Annotated in this window: 28 protein-coding genes; 21 read left to right on the top strand and 7 right to left on the bottom strand. The window is 72.3% G+C overall.

Features of this window, described 5'->3' with window-relative positions; genetic code table 11:
• Positions 1-14 precede the first annotated feature (14 nt).
• From NHL53_RS05410 to NHL53_RS05385, 6 genes are all read left to right on the top strand, one after another.
• Positions 15-1,073, top strand: coding sequence for an LLM class flavin-dependent oxidoreductase (locus NHL53_RS05410; protein ID WP_433775829.1), 1,059 nt, complete (start codon positions 15-17; stop codon positions 1,071-1,073).
• 98 nt (positions 1,074-1,171) lie between these two features.
• Positions 1,172-1,672, top strand: coding sequence for a hypothetical protein (locus NHL53_RS05405; protein WP_433775828.1), 501 nt, complete (start codon positions 1,172-1,174; stop codon positions 1,670-1,672).
• Positions 1,669-1,983 (top strand): transcriptional regulator, encoded by a 315-nt coding sequence (locus tag NHL53_RS05400; protein ID WP_165132445.1) that lies wholly within the window; start codon positions 1,669-1,671, stop codon positions 1,981-1,983. The genes NHL53_RS05405 and NHL53_RS05400 overlap by 4 nt, the downstream gene beginning before the upstream one ends.
• Positions 1,984-2,167: 184 nt before the next feature.
• The gene (locus tag NHL53_RS05395; RefSeq protein ID WP_433775827.1) at positions 2,168-2,626 is read left to right on the top strand and encodes an acetyltransferase; all 459 of its coding nucleotides are present in this window, start codon (positions 2,168-2,170) and stop codon (positions 2,624-2,626) included.
• A 319-nt stretch (positions 2,627-2,945) separates the two neighbouring features.
• Positions 2,946-3,425: a hypothetical protein gene (locus NHL53_RS05390; RefSeq protein WP_433775826.1), complete on the top strand. Its 480-nt coding sequence runs from the start codon at positions 2,946-2,948 to the stop codon at positions 3,423-3,425.
• A gap of 278 nt (positions 3,426-3,703) precedes the next feature.
• Positions 3,704-4,414, top strand: coding sequence for a transglycosylase family protein (locus NHL53_RS05385; RefSeq protein ID WP_433775825.1), 711 nt, complete (start codon positions 3,704-3,706; stop codon positions 4,412-4,414).
• A gap of 428 nt (positions 4,415-4,842) precedes the next feature.
• Here NHL53_RS05385 and NHL53_RS05380 read toward each other — a convergent pair whose 3' ends face one another.
• Positions 4,843-6,333, bottom strand: a complete 1,491-nt coding sequence (locus tag NHL53_RS05380) for a deoxyguanosinetriphosphate triphosphohydrolase family protein (RefSeq protein WP_433775824.1) — start codon at positions 6,331-6,333, stop codon at positions 4,843-4,845.
• 54 nt (positions 6,334-6,387) lie between these two features.
• Between NHL53_RS05380 and NHL53_RS05375 the strand changes: the two genes are divergently transcribed.
• Genes NHL53_RS05375 through NHL53_RS05360 form a run of 4 tightly spaced genes read left to right on the top strand, consistent with a single transcriptional unit; the run spans position 6,388 to position 8,782 of the window.
• Complete coding sequence (locus NHL53_RS05375; RefSeq protein ID WP_433775823.1) at positions 6,388-7,101, top strand: DUF1345 domain-containing protein; 714 nt, start codon at positions 6,388-6,390, stop codon at positions 7,099-7,101.
• A 20-nt stretch (positions 7,102-7,121) separates the two neighbouring features.
• Positions 7,122-7,406: an SIMPL domain-containing protein gene (locus NHL53_RS05370; protein WP_433775822.1), complete on the top strand. Its 285-nt coding sequence runs from the start codon at positions 7,122-7,124 to the stop codon at positions 7,404-7,406.
• A 14-nt stretch (positions 7,407-7,420) separates the two neighbouring features.
• Complete coding sequence (locus NHL53_RS05365; RefSeq protein WP_433775914.1) at positions 7,421-8,149, top strand: formylglycine-generating enzyme family protein; 729 nt, start codon at positions 7,421-7,423, stop codon at positions 8,147-8,149.
• Between the two features lie 21 nt (positions 8,150-8,170).
• Positions 8,171-8,782, top strand: coding sequence for a GrpB family protein (locus NHL53_RS05360; protein WP_433775821.1), 612 nt, complete (start codon positions 8,171-8,173; stop codon positions 8,780-8,782).
• Positions 8,783-8,797: 15 nt separating this feature from the next.
• Here the strand turns inward: NHL53_RS05360 and hrpB are convergent, their stop codons facing one another.
• Positions 8,798-11,356: an ATP-dependent helicase HrpB gene (hrpB, locus tag NHL53_RS05355; RefSeq protein WP_433775820.1), complete on the bottom strand. Its 2,559-nt coding sequence runs from the start codon at positions 11,354-11,356 to the stop codon at positions 8,798-8,800.
• Positions 11,357-11,426: 70 nt separating this feature from the next.
• On the opposite strand from hrpB, the gene NHL53_RS05350 reads away from it, so the two are divergent.
• Positions 11,427-12,137 carry a hypothetical protein gene (locus NHL53_RS05350; RefSeq protein WP_433775819.1) on the top strand — a complete coding sequence of 237 codons (711 nt, stop codon included), beginning with the start codon at positions 11,427-11,429 and terminating at the stop codon, positions 12,135-12,137.
• Between the two features lie 100 nt (positions 12,138-12,237).
• Here NHL53_RS05350 and NHL53_RS05345 read toward each other — a convergent pair whose 3' ends face one another.
• Both NHL53_RS05345 and NHL53_RS05340 read right to left on the bottom strand, forming a co-directional pair.
• A complete protein-coding gene (locus tag NHL53_RS05345; protein WP_433775818.1) occupies positions 12,238-12,825 on the bottom strand; it encodes a hypothetical protein in 588 nt (195 codons plus the stop codon).
• Positions 12,822-13,313: a hypothetical protein gene (locus NHL53_RS05340; RefSeq protein WP_433775817.1), complete on the bottom strand. Its 492-nt coding sequence runs from the start codon at positions 13,311-13,313 to the stop codon at positions 12,822-12,824. Before NHL53_RS05340 ends, NHL53_RS05345 begins: the two co-directional genes overlap by 4 nt.
• 81 nt (positions 13,314-13,394) lie before the next feature.
• Here NHL53_RS05340 and NHL53_RS05335 point away from each other — a divergent pair, with 81 nt between their 5' ends.
• The 3 genes from NHL53_RS05335 (at position 13,395) to NHL53_RS05325 (ending at position 15,330) form a co-directional block, all read left to right on the top strand.
• The gene (locus NHL53_RS05335; protein WP_433775816.1) at positions 13,395-13,742 is read left to right on the top strand and encodes a PadR family transcriptional regulator; all 348 of its coding nucleotides are present in this window, start codon (positions 13,395-13,397) and stop codon (positions 13,740-13,742) included.
• 1 nt (position 13,743) lies between these two features.
• Positions 13,744-14,691 (top strand): permease prefix domain 1-containing protein, encoded by a 948-nt coding sequence (locus tag NHL53_RS05330; protein WP_433775815.1) that lies wholly within the window; start codon positions 13,744-13,746, stop codon positions 14,689-14,691.
• A gap of 75 nt (positions 14,692-14,766) precedes the next feature.
• Positions 14,767-15,330: a pyridoxine/pyridoxamine 5'-phosphate oxidase gene (locus NHL53_RS05325; RefSeq protein ID WP_433775814.1), complete on the top strand. Its 564-nt coding sequence runs from the start codon at positions 14,767-14,769 to the stop codon at positions 15,328-15,330.
• Here NHL53_RS05325 and NHL53_RS05320 read toward each other — a convergent pair.
• Positions 15,327-15,992, bottom strand: a complete 666-nt coding sequence (locus NHL53_RS05320; protein ID WP_433775813.1) for an HAD family hydrolase — start codon at positions 15,990-15,992, stop codon at positions 15,327-15,329. The two genes, NHL53_RS05325 and NHL53_RS05320, sit on opposite strands and share 4 nt — an antisense overlap.
• A gap of 30 nt (positions 15,993-16,022) precedes the next feature.
• Positions 16,023-16,478, bottom strand: coding sequence for an Lrp/AsnC family transcriptional regulator (locus NHL53_RS05315; protein WP_433775812.1), 456 nt, complete (start codon positions 16,476-16,478; stop codon positions 16,023-16,025).
• A 98-nt stretch (positions 16,479-16,576) separates the two neighbouring features.
• Here NHL53_RS05315 and NHL53_RS05310 point away from each other — a divergent pair, with 98 nt between their 5' ends.
• From NHL53_RS05310 to NHL53_RS05300, 3 genes are all read left to right on the top strand, one after another.
• Positions 16,577-17,221, top strand: a complete 645-nt coding sequence (locus tag NHL53_RS05310) for a LysE family translocator (protein ID WP_433775811.1) — start codon at positions 16,577-16,579, stop codon at positions 17,219-17,221.
• A 21-nt stretch (positions 17,222-17,242) separates the two neighbouring features.
• A complete protein-coding gene (locus NHL53_RS05305; protein WP_433775810.1) occupies positions 17,243-17,899 on the top strand; it encodes an HAD-IA family hydrolase in 657 nt (218 codons plus the stop codon).
• 85 nt (positions 17,900-17,984) lie between these two features.
• A complete protein-coding gene (locus NHL53_RS05300; protein WP_433775809.1) occupies positions 17,985-18,962 on the top strand; it encodes a nucleoside hydrolase in 978 nt (325 codons plus the stop codon).
• Between the two features lie 91 nt (positions 18,963-19,053).
• On the opposite strand, the gene NHL53_RS05295 is transcribed toward NHL53_RS05300, so the two are convergent.
• Positions 19,054-19,782, bottom strand: coding sequence for an alpha/beta fold hydrolase (locus NHL53_RS05295; protein WP_433775808.1), 729 nt, complete (start codon positions 19,780-19,782; stop codon positions 19,054-19,056).
• Positions 19,783-19,886: 104 nt separating this feature from the next.
• Between NHL53_RS05295 and NHL53_RS05290 the strand changes: the two genes are divergently transcribed.
• The 4 genes from NHL53_RS05290 to NHL53_RS05275 all read left to right on the top strand — a co-directional run bounded on the left by NHL53_RS05290 (position 19,887) and on the right by NHL53_RS05275 (position 22,232).
• Positions 19,887-20,423 carry a GNAT family N-acetyltransferase gene (locus NHL53_RS05290; RefSeq protein WP_433775807.1) on the top strand — a complete coding sequence of 179 codons (537 nt, stop codon included), beginning with the start codon at positions 19,887-19,889 and terminating at the stop codon, positions 20,421-20,423.
• Positions 20,424-20,505: 82 nt separating this feature from the next.
• On the top strand, positions 20,506-21,309 hold the full coding sequence (locus tag NHL53_RS05285) for a hypothetical protein (RefSeq protein WP_433775806.1): 804 nt from the start codon (positions 20,506-20,508) through the stop codon (positions 21,307-21,309).
• 38 nt (positions 21,310-21,347) lie between these two features.
• The gene (locus tag NHL53_RS05280) at positions 21,348-21,785 is read left to right on the top strand and encodes an AAA family ATPase (RefSeq protein ID WP_433775805.1); all 438 of its coding nucleotides are present in this window, start codon (positions 21,348-21,350) and stop codon (positions 21,783-21,785) included.
• Positions 21,786-21,980: 195 nt separating this feature from the next.
• Positions 21,981-22,232 (top strand): HEAT repeat domain-containing protein, encoded by a 252-nt coding sequence (locus NHL53_RS05275; RefSeq protein WP_433775803.1) that lies wholly within the window; start codon positions 21,981-21,983, stop codon positions 22,230-22,232.
• The last annotated feature ends 45 nt before the right edge of the window (positions 22,233-22,277 follow it).

Below are 22,277 nucleotides of genomic sequence, written 5' to 3'. Positions count from 1 at the left end.
GCCAGAATGGACCCATGAACACATTCGGGTTCCTCTCGTTCGGGCACTGGACGCCGCACCCGCAGTCGGGGGCGCGGTCGGCGAGCGATGTGCTGCACCAGTCGATCGACCTCGCGCAGGCCGCAGAAGACGTCGGCGCGGACGGCGCGTACTTCCGGGTGCACCACTTCGCGCGCCAGCTCGCGTCGCCGTTCCCGCTCCTCGCGGCCGCGGGGGCGAAGACGAGCCGCATCGAGCTCGGCACCGGCGTCATCGACATGCGCTACGAGAACCCGCTGTACTTCGTCGAGGACGCGGGCGCGGCCGACCTGATCGCGGACGGCCGACTGCAGCTCGGCATCTCGCGCGGGTCACCCGAGCAGGTGATCGACGGCTGGCGCCACTTCGGGTATGCGACCGGCGAGGAGGATCCGTCCGGCGCGGAGATGGCGCGGCAGAAGACCGAGCTCGTGCTCGAGCTGCTGGAGGGCGACGGGTTCGCGCAGCCGAACCCGCGCCCGATGTTCCCGAACCCGCCGGGACTCCTCCGCCTCGAGCCGCACAGCGAGGGGCTCCGCCAGCGGATCTGGTGGGGCGCGGGATCCGACGACACCGCACGGTGGGCCGCCGCGCGCGGCATGAACCTCATGTCGTCGACGCTGAAGAACGACGAGTCGGGCGAGCCGTTCCACGTGCAGCAGCGCCGCCAGATCGACGCGTTCCGCGAGGAGTGGGCGCGCCACGACCACGGCTTCTCGCCGCGGGTGTCGGTCTCGAGGTCGATCTTCCCGATCGTCGACGACGTGGACCGCCGCTTCTTCCTCGCGGGCGAGACGGAAGACCAGGTCGGATTCATCGACGGCGAGCAGCGCGCGATCTTCGGACGTACGTACGCCGACGAGCCCGACGCGCTCATCGAGCAGCTGCGGCACGACGAGGCGATCGCCGCGGCCGACACGCTCCTCCTCACGGTCCCGAATCAGCTCGGCGTGGCGCTCAACGCGTCGATCCTCGAGAAGTTCGCTGCCCACGTGGCTCCGGCGCTGGGGTGGAAGCCGAACACGGCTGGTCCTGTCGTTGGAGACGTGATCTGAATTCACCTCCTCAAAACGTTCGTCAGCCCCTGCCGCTGTTGCGCATCACTCCGGCAGGTCACTTTCCGTATAGGAAAGTCTCTGATACGCTTGCCAGTATGGAAAGAGACCTGATCCCGGAACCGGCTGGCGACAAACCGCAACCGCCCTCCGCATCCGAGGCGGCAGATATTCTCAGTCGACTGAGTGCCGACCGATCACGATTGGCCAAGCAAGTCGTAACGCCATGGTGGTATCACCCGGCCCTGGGGCTCATTGTGTCCGTCCTTGTTCTGGCTCAGGTCCTGTCGCCTCCGTTGAGCATTTCGCTCGTCACCCTCGGCATCATCGCTATACCCGTGCTCACCACCGCCTACTCGCGGCGCTACGGCCTCTCGCTCACTCAGCCGACTGGCAAGCGTAGCGGTCGGATGCTCTTGGCTTCCGTCGGAGTACTGGCGCTCGCCATGGCCGGGGCTCTCGTCGTTCGTCCCACTGAGGTTTCGTCGTGGTGGGTTCTTCCCGTGGTCATTAGTGCATTCGTGGCGACGGTGGTGCTCGGCCGTCGCTACGACAAAACGCTCAGGAAAGAACTCGCTCAAGATCAGGGCACCACATGAGCGCTCCCGTCATAGCGGCATTCAACGAGATCATCCATTCTCCAGTGCGTCTGCGCATCTGCGGACTCTTGCGTCGGGTCGCTGAACTGGAGTTCGCCGTTGTCAGAGACACTCTCCAGCTCAGCGATGCCAATCTTTCGAAGAACTTGAAGACCCTAGCAACAGCCGGACTCATCACAGTTCGCAAGGAAAGCTCAGACGCGCGGGCCGACTCACGGCGCTTGACGTGGGTGAGTCTCACGCCGCGAGGGAGGACAGCACTGGAAGCTCATCTTGCTGCCCTAGCGCAGATCGTCGACGAAGGACGCTAGGACGAGTGAGTCGGCAGATGGCTAACTGGACACAGCAGTCCAACCAGCTCGGCGTGGCGCTCAACGCGTCGATCCTCGAGAAGTTCGCTGCCCACGTGGCTCCGGCGCTGGGGGGGGGAAGCCGAACACCGAGGGGCCGGCGGAGGGCGACGCGACCTCATGAGGACGATGCGATGATGGACCGATGAACGAGCCCGCGCCCCGGTTCCTCATCCGACCATCACGCGGCTGGACGGAGTATCCGGAGCTCGTGGAGATCTGGCGCAGCGCCGTGCGCGCCACCCATGACTTTCTCGATGAGTCCGATTTCGAGCGCATCGAATCCCGTCTGATCTCCACGTATTTTCCGGCTGTCTCGATGCTCGTCGCTGATACCGATGACCGGCCGGTGGGCTTCGCCGGAGTCGCCGAGGGGTCTCTCGAGATGCTCTTCGTGGCGGACTCGGCCCGCGGCGCCGGCGTCGGCACCGCGCTCGTCAACGAGACCATCGCGCGGTACGGCGTGACCAGGGTGGACGTCAACGAGCAGAACGCGGGAGCGCTCGGCTTCTACCTCCGGCGAGGTTTCGTGCAGGCGGGCCGGAGCGAACTCGACGGCGACGGCCGCCCCTACCCGCTCCTTCAACTGGAGATCCCCGCCTGAGTCGGCCCGCTCTCCGCCGCGGAGAGCGGGCCGGCCCCGCATCAGCTCGGGGGGGGGCTGAGGGCCGGGTGATCGCCGACGGCGTCCCGCGGATCAGCTTCGCGTCGAGGTATCCGCGCTTCGCGAACGCTTGGCGGAGTCACCACCTCCGCCGGCGGATCCGGCACGACGTGCGCGCCGCTCCGGCGCGCTGCGGCCTCTCTGGCCGCCGACCCGGGGGCGTTCCCCTCGTGTTCAGCGGATGGTCACCGGGCGTGCCTCCTGTCGCGCGCCCGGGCTCGTAGAGTCGGCGATGGAGAGAGTCGCGCGGAGGGGATCCATGTCGAGCAGCACGGTCCGCCACCTGGTCGTCCCCTTCGAGGGCGTCGACGACGTGCGGTTCGGCATGACGCCTCAGGAGGTCGCGGACGTCGCCGGCGACGCGGAGGACGTGCGCGAGGACCCGATCCTCGAGGCCATCACCGAGCGGCGGGGCGCGACCGAGCACATCTTCGAGGACGGCGTGCTCAGCGAGATCGTCGTCTACCGGCCCGGCCGCGGCGCGGCCATCCGAGAGCAGCTCGGCGGCGCCGGATACGAGCCGGTGCTCGTCGGCGACATCGAGATCCTCGACAGGAGCGGATTCGCGACGCTGTGCGCGCGGGAGCGGATGCAGGAGGGCCGCGGCGGGCATTCGACGCTGTTCCCCGACATCGGGATCCTCGTGACCGGCTTCGGCAAGCGGGTGCCCGAGGGGGCGTACGTCGCCGTCTTCCCCCGGGGGAGCCTGGGGCGCTTCGCGACCATGCTCGAGGTCTGAATCGGGGACGCACCGGGGCTCGTGTTCGTCGGTGACGTCGAGGACGTACAGCACGACTTCCTCGAGTGACCGGCGGCGAGCTACCCGGAATCAAGAGTCTCCTGACAAGACGCTGAACAGATTTGTTATCCAACCGTGACCTAGGTGTAGCGTGGGCGACTTGAACCGCGAAGGACCGCCGTCGGATCCGCCCCCAGAGTCCTTCGTTCCCTGATGTCGATGCATCGGTCGGGCGGTCGGCGCGAGGATCGTGCCGAGACGGGGCCGCGGAGTTCGCAGTGACCAAGACCACGACTACCCGACCCGCCCACACCGACGCGCGCCGTTCCCCCCGATTCGCGCGGGGCGGAGCGATCGCGGCCGGCGCGCTGGCCCTCGCCGCCGCGGCGACGTTCGTCCCCGCGGCCGCCAACGCCGCGGACGACGCGACGTGGGACGCGCTCGCCCAGTGCGAGTCCGGCGGCAACTGGGCCATCGACACCGGCAACGGCTACTACGGCGGCCTGCAGTTCTCGCTGCCGACGTGGGAGGCGAACGGCGGCAGCGGCAACCCCGCCGCCGCATCGCGCGAGGAGCAGATCCGCGTCGCGGAGAACGTCCTCGCCACCCAGGGCTGGGGCGCCTGGCCGACGTGCTCGGCCCAGATCGGCGCGGCCGGATCCGCCGAGCCGCGCGAGGAGCAGGCGCCCGCTCCTGCCGAGGAGCCGGCTCCCGCCGCCGCCCCGCAGCAGGAGGCCCCCGCTGAGGAGGCGCCCGCCCCCGAGGCCGCTCCCGCACCGGAGGAGGCCCCGGCGCCTGCTCTCGACCTGCCGGACGTCGAGGCCTCCGACGAGACCTACACGGTCGAGTCGGGCGACACCCTCTTCCAGATCGCGGAGTCCCTCGACCTCGACAGCGGCTGGCTCGGCCTCTACGCCGTCAACCAGGACAGCGTGTCGGACACCGACCTCATCTACGCCGGCCAGGAGCTCGTGCTCCCCGCCGAGTGATCCTCTGGCGCGAAGGGGGGGCGCGACCTGCACGGTCGCGCCCCCTTCTGCGTGTCCGCACCGTGTCTCGCGAACGGCGGCTATCCGGCGTGCTTTCCCGCAGGAGGTGAGACACGGTCGTACCGTGTCTCGGAAACGGCGGCTCCGGCGCCCGGTTTCCCGCAGAAAGCGAGACACGGACCTCGCACCACCGCCGTGTCTCGCGAACGGCGGGTATCCGGCGGCCTTTCCCGCAGGAAGTGAGACACGGCCGTCCGGCAGCCCGCACCATGTCTCGGAAACGGCGGCTCCGGCGCCCGGTTTCCCGCAGAAGACGAGACACGGACCTCGCCCCACCGCATCTCAGGCGCGGCGGGGGAGCCCGCCGCTGGCCCCGCACCGCGTCGCACGGAGAGGGCCCAATCCCCGCCGCGGATCCGAGACGCGCCTTACAGCCCCTGGCCGGCGTCCCACAGGCGCTCGGTGCGGCCGCTGAGGAGCGCGTCGAGCGATGTCGCCTGGGTGTCGCTGAGGGCCGCGACGTAGTCGATGATGCCCCGCCCGGCGGCGCGGCGGCGCAGCTCGCGCTCGCTGCCCTCGTCCGCGAAATCGGGGTGCTCCCTGCGCAGCCGCAGCGCGTCCTCCGTCGCGAGATCCACGAGGTCCACGAGCCGCCGCGGGGCGCGCCGCGCGTCGTGCGGATCGTCGAGCCAGGCGGCGAAGCCCATCACGAGCCGCTCGACCAGGCTCGCCTGCCCCCGCTGGTACACGGCGAGGTCGGGGCGGTCGAGGATGAACCGCTCGTGCAGGAACTTCAGCACCGCGACCTCGTGCCAGGCCTCCTGATCGAGGCTCACGTGACCGCTGCGCAGCGCCGGCTCCGCATGCAGGACGATCGACCGCTGCAGGTGCGTGATCCACTCCGACGTGAAGGCGGCGAGCGCGCGCTCGGAGGCCAGCGACCCGTCGAAGGGCACGGCGAGCAGGCCGTCGATGACCTCGTCGGCGACCTTCTGCACGGCGTGCGCGAAGGCGTCGGCGTCCGCGATCCACGGATCGCGCGACGCGAGCCGGCGCCACAGCAGCTCGAGCGAGCGGCCGGGGACGCGCGAAGCGGGCCGGAGCTCCGCGACGTCGGCGAGGCGCAGCTCGGTGAGGTCGCGCTCCCAGGCGCGGAACTCCGCGGAGATCGTCGTCTGATCGAGCAGGCCCGCACGGTAGAAGTCGTCGAGGTCGTGCATCGAATAGGCGATGTCGTCGGCGATGTCCATGACGGAGCACTCGATGGTCTGCTGGCCGGAAGCGATGCGCGGGTAGGCGGCGAGCGCGTCGTGCATCGCGTCGAGGTCGATCGCGTACGCGGAGAACTTGCGGGATCCGCCGCGCCTGCCTCCGCCCTCGCCCCGCAGCCACGGGTACTTCAGCACGGCCGCTCGCACGGCCGCGGTGAGGTTCAGCCCGATGCCGGGCTTGTCGTGCTCGTCGAGGCGGGTCATGATGCGGAAGGTCTGCGCGTTGCCCTCGAACCCGTCCGTCAGGCCGAACCGCTCGCGTGCCACGCGGTCGAGCGTCTGCTCGCCGAGGTGGCCGAAGGGCGGGTGGCCGAGGTCGTGCGCGCTGGCCGCGGCCTGCACGACGACGGGGTGGCACCCTCCGAGGTCGTGCACGAGCTTCCCGGTCGCTCCCGCGGTCGTCTCCAGGTGGACGGCGATCGCGCGGGCCACCGCGGCGACCTTCACGGAGTGGGTCAGCCGGTTGTGCACGGCGAGGCCGGCGCCCGTCGGGGAGATGACTTGCGTCACCGCGGACAGGCGCGAGAAGTAGGGCGAGAAGCGGATCCGCTCCACATCGACGCGGTACTCGGGATGGCGCTCGGCCTGCTGGAACTCATCGAGAGCCTCGGGGACGGCCCGCAGGGTGCGCGGATCGGCGGCGGTCATGGCATCAGTGTCGCAGATCGCGGCGGCCGCGCTGCGCCGTGGAACAATCGGCGCATGCCGGCACGCTACGTGAGCGACACGACCCGCTCGAATCTCGCCATGCTCGTCGCCGCGGCGGCGGGAACGGGGCTCGTGACGCTCGACGTGTGGCGTCGCGGGGAGTGGGGCGAGGTGGCCGGCCCGGAGCTCGTGACCCGCGGCGTGCTCTTCTGCTGGCCGCTGTTCGCCGCGGGCTACCTCATCTGGACCCACCTGTCGTACCGCGACCGCGGTCCGCGCGCGCTGAGCTCCGCCGCGCGCCGAGAACGCCGCAGCCGAGGCACCCTGTGGGCGGCGCTGTTCGGCACGGGAGACGCCACGGACTGGACGCTCGCCGGATCGCTCGTGGCGGTGGTGCTCATGCTGGTCGTCGCGCTGGATCCCGGCTACCGCTCCGACCCGATCTACATCGGGCTCGGCCTCGCGAGCGTCGCGGGCGCGTGGGCGATCATGGTCTACTCCTTCGCCCTCCAGTACCTGCACCTGGACACGCAGAAGCAGGACGACGGATCCGCCCATCTCGTGCTCCACGTCGACGGCGATCCGCGATTCGGCGACTACCTCACGCTCGCGGTGCTCATGTCGGCCATGGCGGCGGCCGCGCCCGCGGATCTGCGCTCCCGAGCCGCCTGGACGCTGGCGCGCGTCAACGTGCTGTTCGCGTTCGCCTTCAACACGGTGATCCTCGCCATGACGGTGTCGGTGCTCTTCTCGAGCATCGTCGGATAAGCGGTGGCTAGGCTCGGGGCATGCCCTCCGACGACGCCCTCGAGGTGAACGGCCTGGCCCTCAACGTCACGATCCCGGAGCATCTGCGCTGGAACGACGTGCGTCGCGGCGAGGAGTTCCGGCTGACGTCGCTCACGGTGCGTCTGCTGAAGGACGGCACGCTCGCGGCGAAGGCCTACGGGCGCCCCGTGGCCGGGGGACGGGGAGCGTACGTGTCGTTCTCGGTGCCGGACGATCCCGCGCTGCGCGACCTCATGGAGCAGGCGGCGGCCGAGGCGGCGCGCCTCTGGACGGCGCGGCCGTGACCCCGGACGTCGAGATGGCGCGGATCCCCGGCGGGTCCGTGACGCTTGAGGATCCGCGGCGAAAGGCGCGCCGCGTCGTGCGGCTCGAGCCGTTCGCGATCGCGACGTTCGCCGTGACGGAGGAGCTGCTCGCCGAGCTTCTCGGCGTGCCCTCCCGCCACCCGCGTCGCCCCGCCGTGGGCGTGAGCTGGCAGCGGGCGATCCGCTTCTGCAACGCGCTCTCCGAGTGGGAGGGTCTGGATCCCGCTTACGCGGTGGACGCGGAGGAGGTGCGCTGGCACGTCGACTCCGACGGGTACCGGCTGCCGACCGAGGCCGAGTGGGAGCTCGCCTGCCGGGCGGGCTCCGCGGCCCCGCAGTACGGTCCGCTTCCGGAGATCGCCTGGACCGCCGCGGACGGGCTGCGGTCTCCGCAGGACGTCGGCGGACGCATGCCGAACCTCTTCGGCCTGTTCGACATGCTCGGCAACGCGAACGAGTGGTGCTGGGACCTGCTCGACCCCGCGCGGGGCGAGGAGCGGGTGTTCCGCGGGGGCGGCTTCTCGGACAGCGCCTGGAACGTGCGAGCCTCCGTGCGCCGCGGGGCGGGACCGCGCTCGCGCCATGACGACGTCGGGTTCCGCGTGGCGCGCGGCGGGTTCGACGGACAGGACGCCGCCCAGGGATGGTCGGCGGCGCGAGACGAGATCAACGCGATCGAGGACGGCCCGATCCTCACCGGCTGGCGGGCGTCCGGACGCTGACGCGCGGTGCATGATGGGGGAATGACCTCCATCCGGGACATCGTCACGTTCGCCGAGACCCCCGCACCGGACGGCGTCTCCCCGTGGGTGGCCGGCGCGGAGCCGCCGCAGCACGTCGACATCGCACCGTGGTCGCCCGCGTGGCCCGAGACCTTCCGCGGACTGAGCGCGCGCATCCGGGAGGCGCTCGGGTGGCGTGCGCTCGAGATCCATCACGTCGGATCCACCTCGCTTCCGGGGCTCGCCGCGAAGCCGATCGTCGACATCGACCTGATCGTCGCCGACCCGGATGACGAGGACGCCTACGTTCCGCCGCTCGAGGACGCCGGATTCGCCCTGCGGATCCGCGAACCCTGGTGGCAGCGCCACCGCATGCTGCGCGGGGAGGAGCCGATGTGCAACGTGCACGTGTTCGGCTGGGACAGCCCGGAGCCCATCAGGCACCGTCTCTTCCGCGACTGGCTCGCGGGCGAGGCCGACGACCGCGCGCTCTACGAGCAGGCGAAGCGCGACGCCGCCCGGCACGCGAACACGGGGCCGGGGCTCGTCTCGGACTACAACGCCCGCAAGCAGCGCGTGATCCGCGAGATCCACGCCCGCGCGTTCGCCGCGATGGGCCTCACGTCGCGCTGAGCGGAGCCACGCCGATCACTCCCTCCTCATCCCGCGGGTGGTGCGCGCCGTCGCGGGGGCCGTCCAGGGGTCCTCGGGCCAGGGGTGCCTCGGATAGCGCCCGCGCATCTCCTTCCGCACCTCCCGGTACGGGCCGTTCCAGAACGAGGCGAGATCGTCGGTGACGGCGAGCGGCCGCCGTGCGGGGGAGAGGAGGTGGAAGAGCACGGGCACGCGCCCGCCGGCGATGCGCGGGGTCTCCGCCAGCCCGAACACCTCCTGCAGCTTCACGGGGACGACGGGGCGCGCGTCGGGATCCGATGGGTCGGGGTAGGCGATCCGCACGCGGGAGCCGGACGGCACGGGAAGGTGCTCCGGAGCCAGCTCGTCGAGCCTGATCGCCTCCGGCCAGGGGAGCAGGCGCCGCAGCGCGGTCGCCGGGTCGAGGGAGGCGAGCGACGCCCCTGGCCGGAGCGCGTCGATGTCGGGCCCGAGCCACGCGTCGAGATCGGCGAGGAGCGCGTCGTCGCGCACATCGGGCCAGGGCTCCCCGATCTCGCGGCGGAGCAGCGCGAGCCGCGCGCGCAGCGCCGTCGCCTGCTCCGACCACGCGAGGGCCGCGAGGCCCCGTTCGCGCAGGTGCGCCGCGAACGCCGGACCGGCGTCCTCCGGCCGCGGCGAGACGGGAGTGGACGACAGGACGATCGCGCCGAGGCGCCTCTCCTCGCGCACCCGCAGCCGCCCGTCGTCGATGCGCGCCTCGCGCGCGCTGCTCTCCAGCGGGGATCCGACGCGCAGCGCGTCGTCCTCCGACAGCGGGGCGGCGAGGCGGATCACGGCGCCCGTTCCGTCCGCCGCGCGCCCCTCGACGCGCTGCATCTCGTGCACGGCGAGCCAATCGGATCCGACGAGCGCGCTCGTCTCCGGAAGCGCGGCGCGCGTGCCGGAGGCCAGCAGGTAGGTGCGGCCCCCGGACGAGACGCGGCGCGCGATCCACTCCGGCCGCGCAAGCGCCGTGACGACCGCGGTCGGGTCCCCGCGCGGCGCGGAGGGGCCCTCGCCGTGCACGAGGGCGGCGAGGCGGCGCGCCTCGCTCCGCCAGCGGCGGGAGGCGGGGCCGCGCCCCTCGCGCAGGTCGCGCAGCAGACGCGACAGATCGGCGCCCGGCTCGCGCGCGTCGCCGGAGAGCGCCGCGATCACCTCCGCGGCGAGGCGCGGATCGATCCCCTCGCCGGCGGCCGCGAGGAGGGCGCGGGCCTCGCGAGCACCCACCGGCATGCGGGCCACCCGCCGGCCCAGGTCGGTCGGGTGCCCTGCCCCGTCGACGAGACGCAGGGCCCGCAGGGCGGAGACGGCGCTCCCCATCGCGGCCGCCGGCGGCCGGGTGAGCAGCGGGAGCCCCTCGCCGCCCGGGGTGCCCCACGCGGCGAGCAGCAGCGCGGCATCTGTCAGGTCGGCCGCCTGGATCTCCGGGCCCGCGGCCTTCGGGAACGCGGCGAGGTCGGCCTCGGAGAACAGCCGCACGGCCCGTCCCGGCCCCTGACGCGCGGCGCGTCCGGAGCGCTGCTCGACGCTCGCTCGCGAGGCGCTCGCGGTCACGAGGCCGGTGATCTCCCGCATCTGGTCGCGGCGCACCTCGCGCGCGAGCCCCGCGTCGACGACGAGGCGGACGCCAGGCACCGTGAGGGAGCTCTCGGCGAGCGCCGTGCTCACGACGATCCGCGGAGGAGACGTGTCGTCCGCGCGCCCCGACGTCGCGCGGTCCTGATCCTCGGCGGGCAGCCGCCCGTGCAGGGGGAGGACATCGACGGACCCCTCGGGATCGAGGCCGCGGATCCGCCTCACGACCTCGTCGACCTCGCGGGCTCCGGGAAGGAACACGAGCGCGTCGGCATCGGCGGCCTCCCGCTCCGCGAGCGCCGTGCGCGCGACGTGGTCGAGGAAGGCCGGGGTGACGCCGCGCGCGTCGAGTCGCGGCGCGACGCCAGGGACGTAGGCGAGGGAGAGCGGATGCAGCGCGGACGGCACATCCACGACCGGAGCCGGCTGGCCGATGAGCTCCGCGACGGCTCCCGCGTCGAGCGTGGCCGACATCGCCACGAGGACGAGATCGTCGCGCAGCTGCCGCACCTCGGCGAGCATGCCGAGCAGCAGGTCGCCGTCGACCGACCGCTCGTGCACCTCGTCCAGGACGACGGCGGCGACGCCGTCGAGCCCCGGATCGGCGAGCAGGCGCCGGAGCAGGACGCCCGGCGTGACGATCTCGATCGCCGTGCCGTCGGACGCGCGCCTCTCGCCGCGGACGGCGAAGCCGACGCGCTCGCCCGCCCTGCTCCCGTCGAGTTCCGCGATCCTCCGGGCCGCGGCGCGGACGGCGACGCGTCGAGGCTGCGTGACGAGCACGCGACCGCCGGCGCGCTCGGCGACGAGGTTCGCGACGATCGGCGGCACGAGCGTGGTCTTGCCCGTTCCGGGCGGCGCGGTGACGACGGCCGCCCCGCCGGCGATCGCGCGCGCGATCTCGTCCGCGGCGTCGGCGACGGCCAGCCCGGCGCCGAGGCGGGCGATGCCGAACGGGTGAGGGGCGGCGCTCATCCGGCCATTCTCCCAGCCCGTCCGCGAGGGACGCGTCGGCGGTCCGCCGCGCCGCCCCTGCAATCGGCTCGTGGTCATCACGCGCGCGCTCGGTCAGGTCGTGGGATCCGCCGTGCGCACGTTCGGCCGCTTCGTCGTCGACGGGCTCCGCGTCCTCTGGCAGCACTGGCCGCAGCTGATCGCCCTGTGCCTCCTGGGGTGGACGGGGCGGATGATCTTCCTCTGGATCGCGACCGTCGTCTCCGACCACAGCCCCACCGCGGCCGTGCTCATCCTCCCGCTCGCGCCGCTGTCGACGCTGCTGTCCTTCGTCTTCATGCTGCGCGCGATGGCGCCGACGCTGCCCGCCTTCTCGGATCTCGTCGAGCAGACGACCCGCAGGCAGCGGTGGCGCGAGGATCTCACGGTCGCCGGGCAGGTCATGATCCCGTTCCTCGCGGTCTACGCGTCCGCCGGGCTGCTGAAGGAGGACGCGTCCGTGTTCCTCCTCGACTCCGCCGCGGACGAGAGCCTCAACACCGTCATCTTCGAGCTCGACTGGGGGCGCGCCGACTACGCGCCCGGCCTCGCGATCGTGGCCTTCATCGTGATCGCCCTCGTGATCCGCAAGGTCATCACGATGCTCGGCCTCGTCTCCACGCACGTGTGCGGGGTCACCGCGACGACGGACACGCGCACCTCGCGGTCGCGCGTCTCGCCGTCGAGCTCGACATACGTCTGGCGGAGGACGCCGGACGAGCCCTCGGCGACGGTCGGCCGGGACCACTCCCACGGAAGATAGAGCGTCACGAGGCGGAAGGACGACGCGCCGAGCGCGACGATGACGAGCGGGACGAGGAGGGCGAGCCACAGGCGGTTGCGGCGCCACCACGATCGACGGGTCACGAGGTCGCCGCCGTGCTCTCGAGGAGCGCGATCTGCTCGTCGCTCTCCGTCCACCGCTCCACCGTGGCGCGATCGATGCCCGGGTCGATGCGCGCCACGTCGTCGGCCGCGCGCACGGACGTCTCCGCCGGCACGAGGAGCTGCGCGTCGGCGAGGGCATCGGGATCCACCTCGATCGCGATCTGGCACGCGACCGCCAGGCCGGGCTGCGTCGGACCGCACGTGTTGTTGACCGTCTGCGCGTCGCCGAATGTGCGCCCGTCCGTCGTCTCGAGGGCCACGAAGGCGCCTCCGAGGGAGCTGGGCGACGCGATCGGCGCCCAGACGATCTCGGCGACGAGCCAGATGCCCGCGGCCTCGGACACCTGGCCGAACAGCTCGACGCGCTTGGCCGGCTGCACCTCGACGACGGTGACCTCCGCGGTCCTCAGCTCGACGGGATCCCCGATCGGCGTCTCCTGGAGGAAGGGCCTCCCGCCGAGGAGCGCGTCGGGAGTCGGCATGCGCTCGACGACGAACGATCCGACGAAGAGTGCCGCGACGACGAGGATCGCGGTGAGGAATCCCTCGCGCGTGAGCTTCACTGCTCCTCCTCGGGGACGTCGAGCGGTTCGAGGGGCAGCGTGAGGCGAGAGGAGGGCTCGCCGTCTCGCCAGCCCCAGGAGTCGTCGAGCAGGGAACGGCGCCAGGTCTGCTCGGAGAAGACCACCGACGCCTCTGCGGCCACGGGTTCGGCGACGTGCTGCTTCCAGGCGAGGACGACCTCGATCGGCAGCCCGGGCTGGAAGGTGCGCTGGGGGAGGCTGTCGGCGGAGCGCAGCACCTCGGGATCGACGATCTTCTCGCCGGCGTCGAGGGCGATCGTCTGAAGCCGCGGGAGGTCGAGGGCGACGGCCTGCGCGAGCACGCGCGCGGCCACGGGATCGTCCGACGTGTTCTCGGCCGTGGCCATGACCGCGATGTAGCGCATGCCGTCCTCCGCGGGGAAGACGTCGGCGAGCTCGTCGAACACGCGTGCCCGGGTGACGGAGATCGCGAACGGCGCCGCTTCCACGATCTCGTCGGGGTCCACGTCCGGGACTTCCTCCGCGGCGTCGTCCGAAATGAGGGGTAGCTGTTGCAATACTGTGTGACGCACACTAATGTTGTCGACATGAGCGAGGACTTCGAGACGCACCGGCAGGAGCTGCGCCGGGGGACCGTCGTGCTCGCCTGCCTGCAGCTGCTCCGCACGCCGGGATACGGGTACGGCCTGCTGCAGCAGCTCGAGCAGCGCGGATTCGCGACCGATGCGAACACGCTGTATCCGCTGCTGCGGCGCCTCGAGAAGCAGGGGCACCTCACGAGCGAATGGAACACCGACGAGGCCCGCCCGCGGAAGTTCTATCGCACATCGGACGCGGGCCTCCGCCTCGCCGATGCCCTCCGGGGGGAGTGGCGCGCGCTCGACGCCGCGATCTCCTCCCTCGACGACGACAGCACGGCCTCCGAGGAGCGCTGACATGACCACCCTGACCGAGCGGTACATCTCCGCTACCATCTCGTCCCTGCCGCCCGCCGCGCAGGACGACGTGCGCGACGAGCTGCGCGCGTCGATCTCCGACGCCGTCGAGGCGCGCACCGAGCAGGGCGAGCCGCGCGAGGAGGCCGAGCGCACCGTGCTCACGGAGCTCGGCGACCCCGCTGCGCTCGCCGCCGGCTACGCCGACCGCCCCCTCCACCTCATCGGCCCCCGCTTCTACCTCGCGTGGTGGCGTCTCATGAAGCTGCTGCTCGCGATCGTGCCGGCGTGCGTGGCCGGAGCACTGATCCTCGGTCTGTCGCTCGCGGGCGAGCCGATCGGCGCCATCATCGGCCAGACGGTCGGCGTCACCGCCACGGTCGTCATCCACCTGTTCTTCTGGGTGACGCTCATCTTCGCGATCCTCGACCGCACGGGCGCCGACGCGGTGTCGACGTGGAGCCTCGACCAGCTGCCCGAGCCGCAGGACGACGGGGCGAGCCGATCCGAGATGATCGTCTCGCTCGTCCTCCTCGCGCTGATGGGCGCGGCCCTCTTCTGGGATCGCCTCGTCGGGTTCGTCTGGCTCGGGGGAGAGTCGCTTCCGGTCCTGGATCCCGCGCTCTGGTGGCTCGGCATGCTGGGCCTCTTCGCGATCCTCCTCGCCAAGGCGGGCGTGCTCGTGGGCGTGCGCCTGCGACGCCGCTGGACGACCGGCCTCGCCGTCGCGAACACCGCCGTCGCCGTGCTGTTCGTCAGCTGGTCCGTGACGCTCCTCGCGCGCGGCGATCTCGTGAACCCGGCGTTCCTCGACGCCGTCTTCCTGCAGAACGGCGTCGGTCCCGACGTGCTGCGCATCCTCGCGATCCTCACGGGCTTCTTCTTGGTCGGCATCCCGGTGTGGGAGGTCATCGACACCTGGATGAAGAAGCGCCGCGCCGACCGCTGAGCGCATCGCGACAAGCGCTGCGGCGCGTCTCCCGCGGGCCTCCGATCGTTCATGCCGTCGCCCTACGGTGACGGCATGAACGATCTGCGCTCGCGCCTCCGCTCGCTGCCCGCCTTCCCCGCCGAGCTCCCGGGACGGGACGTCGCGCACCTGCCGGAGGATCCCCGCGAGCTGTTCCTGCGCTGGCTCGAGGAGGCCATCGACGCGGGGGAGCGGCAGCCGCACGCGATGACGGTCGCGACGGTCGGCGCTGACGGGAGCCCCGCTCTCCGCACCCTCCTCGTCAAGGACGTCGACGAGGACGGCTTCCGGTTCGCGAGCAAGCGCTCCTCGCGCAAGGCGCGCGACATCGCGGCCGACCCGCGCGGAGCGCTGCTGTTCTTCTGGCGATCCTCCGGGCGCCAGGCCGAGGTGTCGGGGCGCATCGCCGCGCTGTCGGACGAGGAGTCGCAGCGCGACTGGCGGGCGCGCCCCAGCTACGACGGATCCCCGAACCCCGACTGGCGGGTGTGGACGCTGCGTCCGGACCGCATCCAGTTCCTGCAGGCGCGCCACGACCGCGCTCACACCCGCGTCGAGTACCTCCGCGACGCGGCCGGCTGGACCCACCGCGAGCTCGACCCGCGCACGGCGGGCTAAGGCGCGAACGTCAGCTCGTCGAGCGTGCGGATGCGGCGGATCCGCGGATCGTCGCTCCTCCCGTCGCGATCGAGGAGCACCGCGTCGAGGCCGGCGGCGAGCGCGCCGTGCACGTCGTTCTCGAGGCTGTCGCCGACCATGAGAGCCTCGTCGGGGCGCGCGCCGATGCACTGGAGCGTCTCGGCGAATGCCCGCGGATCCGGCTTGCTCGCCGTCAGCTCGGACGACGCGACGACGTGGTCGAGCAGGGGAGCGAGGCCGATCGTCGCGACCTTCTCGCTCTGCCGGTCCGCGTCGCCGTTCGTGAGGACGGCGGCCCGGAGCCCGGCCGCGCGGGCGCGGCGCACGGCGGCGAGCGCGTCCGGGAACGGCCGCCACGCGGCGCGGTACCGGTCGAAGTAGCGCTCGAACAGATCGTCGGCCTCGGCGTCGCCGAGCGGACGGGCGACGAAGTCGCGCATGCGCGCCCGGCGCTGACCGACGAAGTCGATCTCGCGGCGCTGATAGCGCGGGTAGTGGATGTCCGTCAGCTCGGCCCACCGCGCGACGGGGTCCGGGTGCGCGACGCCGAGCGACGCGGCCCACCCGGAGACGGCCTCCGCGGCGGCGGACCGGTGATCCAGCAGCGTGTCGTCGAGGTCGAAGATCACGGCGCGCAGCATGCTTCCGAGTCTCCCACCGGCCCGCGCCTCTCAGGCGGAGGGATACGGCCGGTCGGAGACGATGCTCTTCATCACGAGGGTCGAGTTGAGGCGCTGCACGCCGGGCAGCGCGGCGAACACCTCGTCCTGCAGGCGCGCGTACGCGTCGAGGTCGGTCGTGCGCACCCGCAGCAGATAGTCCGGATCGCCGAACAGCCGCTGTGCGAGCAGCACGCTGGGGATGGCCGCGACCGCCTCCTCGAACGCGAGCAGCGTCTCGCGATCCTCCTGGCCCATCGTCACGAACACGATCGCCTCGAACTCGAGGCCGAGGGCGTTCGGATCCACGATCGCGCGATAGCCGGTGATGGCCCCGGAGCGCTCGAGATCGCGCATGCGCCGCTGGGCGGGCGACACCGTGAGCCCGACGCGCCCGGCGAGCTCGGTGATGCTGAGACGTCCCTCTTCCTGGAGCTCCGCAAGAATCTTGCGATCGAGATCGTCCATCGGAAGATTCCTCCTTCTGTGTCGGCGGATCCGCCCGGATTCCGGACAGCACTTCCCGTCGATTCTCGCGTAGCTTCCTCGCGAAAGGGAGAGTCGACATGGAACCTGTGATGATCGCCGCGTTCGCGGGCGTCGCGCTGACGCTGATCGCCGTGCCCGGCCCCGACTGGGCGTTCGTCCTCACGGCGAGCGCGCGCAGCCGCGTCGTGGCGCCGGCCGTGGCGGGGCTCATGCTCGGCTACGCGCTCGTCGTCTCCCTCGTCGCCGCAGGACTCGGCGCGATCATCGGGTCCGCGCCGTGGGCGCTCGTGCTGCTGACCCTCGCGGGCGCGGCCTACCTCGTGCATCTCGGCGTGGGGATCCTCCGCGCGCCCGCGCCGGCGGAGGGCGCGGACGAAGCGTTCGCCCCGCTGCGGCGCCGGGCGTACGTGGCGAGGGGGATCGGCGTGAGCACGCTGAACCCGAAGGGCCTCCTCCTGCTCCTCGCGATCCTCCCGCAGTTCGCCCGTGCAGACGGGTCCTGGCCGTTGGGGGTCCAGCTGCTCGTCCTCGGAGCCGTGTTCATCGCGGCCTGCGGGGCCTTCTACCTCCTGCTGGGCGCCGCGGCGGGGCGGATCCTCGGGGGAAGCCCGCGCGCGGCGGCCGTCGTGTCGCGCCTCTCCGGCGTCGTGATGGTGCTGCTCGGCGCGGCGCTCGTCGGCGAGCGGATCCTCGAGATCGCGCGCCACGGCTGGCCTGTCTGACGGCGACGGTAGCCTCGGGGCATGACGACCGCGATCCGCGCCTCCGGCCTGCTCCTCGACATGGACGGCACGCTCGTCGACTCGACGCCCGTCGTCGAGCGCGTGTGGCGGGAGTGGTCGGCCGCGCACGGCCTCGATCCCGCGGAGGTGCTGTCCGTCGTGCACGGCCGGCAGAGCCACGAGAGCATGGCGATCCTGCTGCCGGATCGCTCGCACGCCGAGAACATGGCCGATCATCGCGCCATGCTCGCGCGCGAGACCGCCGAGACCGAGGGCATCGTGGAGATCCCGGGAGCCGCATCGTTCCTCGCCGCGCTCGCCCGTCTGCCGCACGCCCTCGTGACGTCGGCGACCGACGCGCTCGCTCGCGCGCGGCTCGCCGCCGCGGGCCTCGACGCGCCGGAGAAGGCGATCATGGCCGAGCACGTCTCGGCGAGCAAGCCCGATCCCGAGGGCTTCCTCGCCGGAGCGGCCGCGCTCGGCCTGCCGCCCGCGGGCTGCGTCGCCTTCGAGGACTCGCCCGCGGGCATCGCCGCCGCACGCGCCGCGGGGATGCGGGTCGTCGGCATCGGAGAGGCGACGCGCGAGCTCGGCGCCGACTGGTCGGTGCGCGATCTCGCGGCGGTGCGCGTCGAGGCTGATGGCGGCGAAATCGTGGTGTACGTCGACGCCCTCTGAACGCAGGCGCCTCCACCCGATCACGCCGGTCGGGCGGCGCGCCATCGCGATCTCGCGTCGGCGAGGGGCATGGGATGATGCGATGATGCCCGCCTCCGCACCCCTGTACGTCGACTGCGACACCGGCATCGACGACGCCCTCGCCCTCGCCTATCTGCTCGCCCGCGATGCGCGCATCGTCGGCATCGGCACGGTGCCGGGGAACGTCGCGGCCGCCGCGGGCGCCCGCAACACGCTGGATCTGCTCGAGGTGCTCGGCGCGCCGCCGATCCCCGTCGCGGTCGGATGCGAGGGCTTCACCACCCATCGGTTCGCTCCCCGTCCCGGCGCGCGCGTGCACGGCGCGAACGGCATCGGGGACGTTGCCCTTCCGCCCAGCTCGCGGCAGGCGGACCCTCGCCACGCCGTGTCCCTTCTCGGCGACCTCGCCCGGAGCCACCCGGGCGAGCTGCGGATCCTCGCGCTCGGGTCGGTCACGAACCTCGCCGCCGCGCTCGCGGAGGATCCCGAGCTCCCGCGCCTCGTGCGCGACGTGACGATCATGGGCGGAGCAGCGCTCGCCCCGGGCAACATCACGCCCGCGGCGGAGGCCAACATCGCGCACGATCCCGAAGCGGCGGCGTCCGTGCTCGCGGCCGGATGGGGCGTGACGCTCGTGCCGCTCGACGTGACGATGCGGCAGCGCCTCACCGCCGCGCAGACCGCCGAGCTGCGCGCGACGGGGGACGCGGGGCTCGTCGCGGTGGCGGACATCCTCGAGCACTACCTCGACTTCTACGGCGCGCGGTACGGGGAGCGCGCCGCGGCGCTGCACGACCCGCTGGCGGCCGCGGTGCTCCTCGGCGACGTGCCGCTCTCCCTCGCCGCGCATGCGGCCGTCGTCGTGGACACGACGGACGGTCCGGGGCGCGGCCAGACGATCGTCGACCTGCGCGACATATACGGCGGCTTCCGGAGCCAGGACCCGTCGCATCCGCGCATCGCGCTCCGCATCGACGCCGACTTCGGAGCCCAGCTGGTCGAGACGCTGCTCAGGTGGCGGGGGAGCGGCGCGCCGGCCTGACCGCGCCCCGAGTCCCCGAGTCTTCGCGAAGTCCCCGCGGAATGACTGTGGACTTCGCGAAGACTTGGGGACTTCTATCGGTCCGCGCCCCTCACGCGCCGAGCCATTCGTCGATCCGCTCGTGGAACCAGTCGGGATGCTGGAGGGCGATCCCGTGGCCGGCGCTCTCGTGGACGACGAGCCGCGACCGGGGCTGGGCGGCGTGCAGCCGGCGCATCCCGTCGCGGAGGGCGCGCGGCTCCCTCTCGCCCATCATCAGCAGGGACGGGCCGGGGAATGCCGGCCAGCCCTCGGGCGTGCGGAACGCGGCGTTGGCGTCCGTGAGGGCGAGGAGATCCTCTCGCGACAGCAGCCGCGAGGTGCGCACGTAGTCGTCTGCGAGCGCCTCGGGCACGAACAGCGAGCGGGCCTGGAGGCGCGCGAACCACGTGCGTCGCGCCAGAGGCGCCGCGGCGGAGACGAGAGCGCGGTTCGCTCGGGGGAGGGGAGCCCCCTCGGCGAGTGCGCTCACGACGGTGACGCGCTCGACGAGATCCGGGCGGGTGGAGGCGAGCTGCAGGGCGATCTGCGCGCCGAGCGAGAAGCCGACCACGCTCGCGCGCTCGTCGCCGAGGAGGTCGGCGAGGGCGTCCGCGATCCGGGGGATCGTCGTGAACGGGACATCCGAGCTGCGGTCGTGGCCAGGCAGGTCCGGGACGATCGTGCGATATCGCGAGCGGAGCCGCGCGACCTCGGCGGACCACATCCATCCGGCTACGCCGCCGCCGTGGACGAGGAGGATCGCGGGCAGGTTCTGCTCGCCGCTGTCGGCGACGAACACCGCTATCGCCGCCCGAGGCGGATCATGCCGCGGCGATTCGACGGGGGAGGGGCGGACGCCATGCGGTCACCGTATCGCGACTCGGGCAGGCAGCGCTGGATGGCGTGCACGACGCGTCGCGGACGCCGTTCGGGTTCCCGTGGACCGATGCGCCCGCCGAGGAGCTGCCGCGCAATCTCGCCGCCTACCAGTGGGGTCTCCGCGGCCGGGTCGATCCTGCGTTCTGGGCGATCGTGTTCGCCGTGCACGTCGACGGACGGGTCGTCGGATCACAGGAGCTCTCCGCGCACGACTTCGCGAACCGCCGCACGGTCAACTCCGGATCCTGGCTCACCTCGTCCGCGCAGGGGAGAGGACTCGGGACCGAGATACACGCCGCGCTCCTCCTCTTCGCGTTCGATGTGCTCGGCGCCGAGTGGGCGGAGTCGAGCGCGGCAGCGTGGAACGAGCGGTCGCTCGCGGTCTCACGGCGGCGCGGATACCGCGACAACGGCGTGACGCGGGTCTCGCCGCGGCCAGGAGAGCCGGTCGACGAGCAGCGTGTGCGCCTCTCGAAAGGCGAGTGCCGACGCCCCTCCTGGTCGATCGCGGTGCGTGGAGCGGATCGGGCGCTCGCGCAGCTCGGGGTCAGCGCGGCGTGACGGTCACGATGGCGCGAGACCTCGGGCCTCTCCCGATCCCCGCGTCTCTTGCCCAGAACCCGAAGCGCGCTATCGTCCCCGCATGACCGAATCGGCGACGGATCCCGACCAGCCTCCGGCCGGGGTGCTCGCCGCGTTCGGCGCGAGCGCCCCGCTCCCGCCCCTGACGGGCGGCCGCGGGCTCACCTGGAGGTCCGGGAGCATCGTGCTGAGGCCGATCGAGGGCGATGCCGAGGCCGAGTGGAAGTCGGCGGTGCTCGCGGACGTTCCGACCAACGACGCCTTCACCGTCCCGCGACCCCTCCGTGCCGCGAGCGGCCGATGGGTGCACGCCGGCTGGCAGGCGATGGCGTGGATCCCCGGCGCCGCCGCCGAGCGTCGGCTCGCCGACGTCATCCGGGCAGGGGCGGCCTTTCACGACGCGATCGCGTCGCAGCCGCGTCCGAGCTTCATCGACGACGCGACCGATGCTTGGAGCGTCGCCGACCGCATCGCCTGGGACGAAGCGCCCGGGCCGGACGACGCGCTGTCCGCGCAGCTGCGCGCGGAGTACCGGCCGGTTTCGCTGCCCAGCCAGGTCATCCACGGCGACCTGCTGGGCAACGTGCTCTTTGCGCCGGATCGTCCGCCCGCGATCATCGACTGGGCTCCCTACTGGCGTCCCGCCGGCTTCGGGGCGGCTGTCGCCGCGGCCGACGCGGCGTGCTGGCACGGGCTTCCCCTGGAAGAGCTCCGGAACGACTACGGCAACGCGCACTGGCGCCAGCTCCTGCTGAGGGCGCTGATCTTCCGAATCGCCACCCTGCAACTGAACGGGTATCGGAACGACGCGCAGGTGGCTCGGCTTATCCCCGTCGCACGGGCCGTCATCGCGCTGGGCGAGTGAGGCCACGCAGGGGAGCGGCGGGTGCGTAGGCTCCTGCCATGGCGCGCATTCTCGTCACGGGCATGTCGGGAGCAGGGAAATCGACCCTGCTCGGCGAGCTCGCGCGCCGCGGACATCTCACCGTCGACACGGATTATGACGGGTGGGAGCTGCCCGGCGCCGTGTGGGACGAGGATCGGATGAGCGACCTCCTGCAGCGCCACCAAGACGTCGTCGTCTCGGGAACGGCCGAGAACCAGGGGCGCTTCTACGACCGGCTCGATCACGTGGTGCTGCTGAGCGCGCCGGTCGACGTGCTGATCACGCGCGTCGCGAATCGCACGACCAACCCGTATGGGCGGTCGCAGGAGGAGCAGGCCGAGATCCGGCGGTACGTGCGCGAGGTCGAGCCGCTGCTCCGTTGCGGCGCGAGCGTCGAGCTCGACGGACGCCGCCCCCTCGCCGAGCTGGCGGATGCCGTCGAAGCCCTCGAGTGAGGAAAGCATGGACCCGTCTGGCCCCCGGCACGCCGTCCCCGATCGCTGGCGGCGACCCGCGGGGAACGCGCGCACCGCGGTCGATCTCTTCGGGCGCGAGACGGTCGTCGCGTGGTGCAAGGCCCTGCTGTCCGGCGAGGCCGACGACGATGATCCGCGATACCCGGCCATCGAGTGGCTCGGCGGCGCGACCGGATGGCCGGATCCCTGGGCGCGGTCTGGGGCGCACGCGGGCTGCTGCACATCGGACCTCCCGCGCACCCGGGCGTGGTGGTGGCCGCGCTCGACGACGACGCCTGGCGCGTCAGGGAGATGGCGCTCAAGGTGCTCATCCGTCACGAGCTCGACGACCCGGCCGGTCGCCTCGCGGATCTGACCGAGGATCCCGTCGCGCGGGTGCGCGCGCAGGCGCTGCGCGCGCTCGGCGTTCCCCCGTCGGATCGGTGAGATCTGCGAGCACCGGGGACGAGCCGCGATCACGTCGCCCGCTTC

Origin of the sequence: Microbacterium sp. gxy059, assembly GCF_050958665.1 — a bacterium.
Taxonomy (GTDB): Bacteria; Actinomycetota; Actinomycetes; order Actinomycetales; family Microbacteriaceae; genus Microbacterium.
Note: the sequence above shows the minus strand (reverse complement) of the source record. Positions and strands in the feature narration are given on the sequence as shown.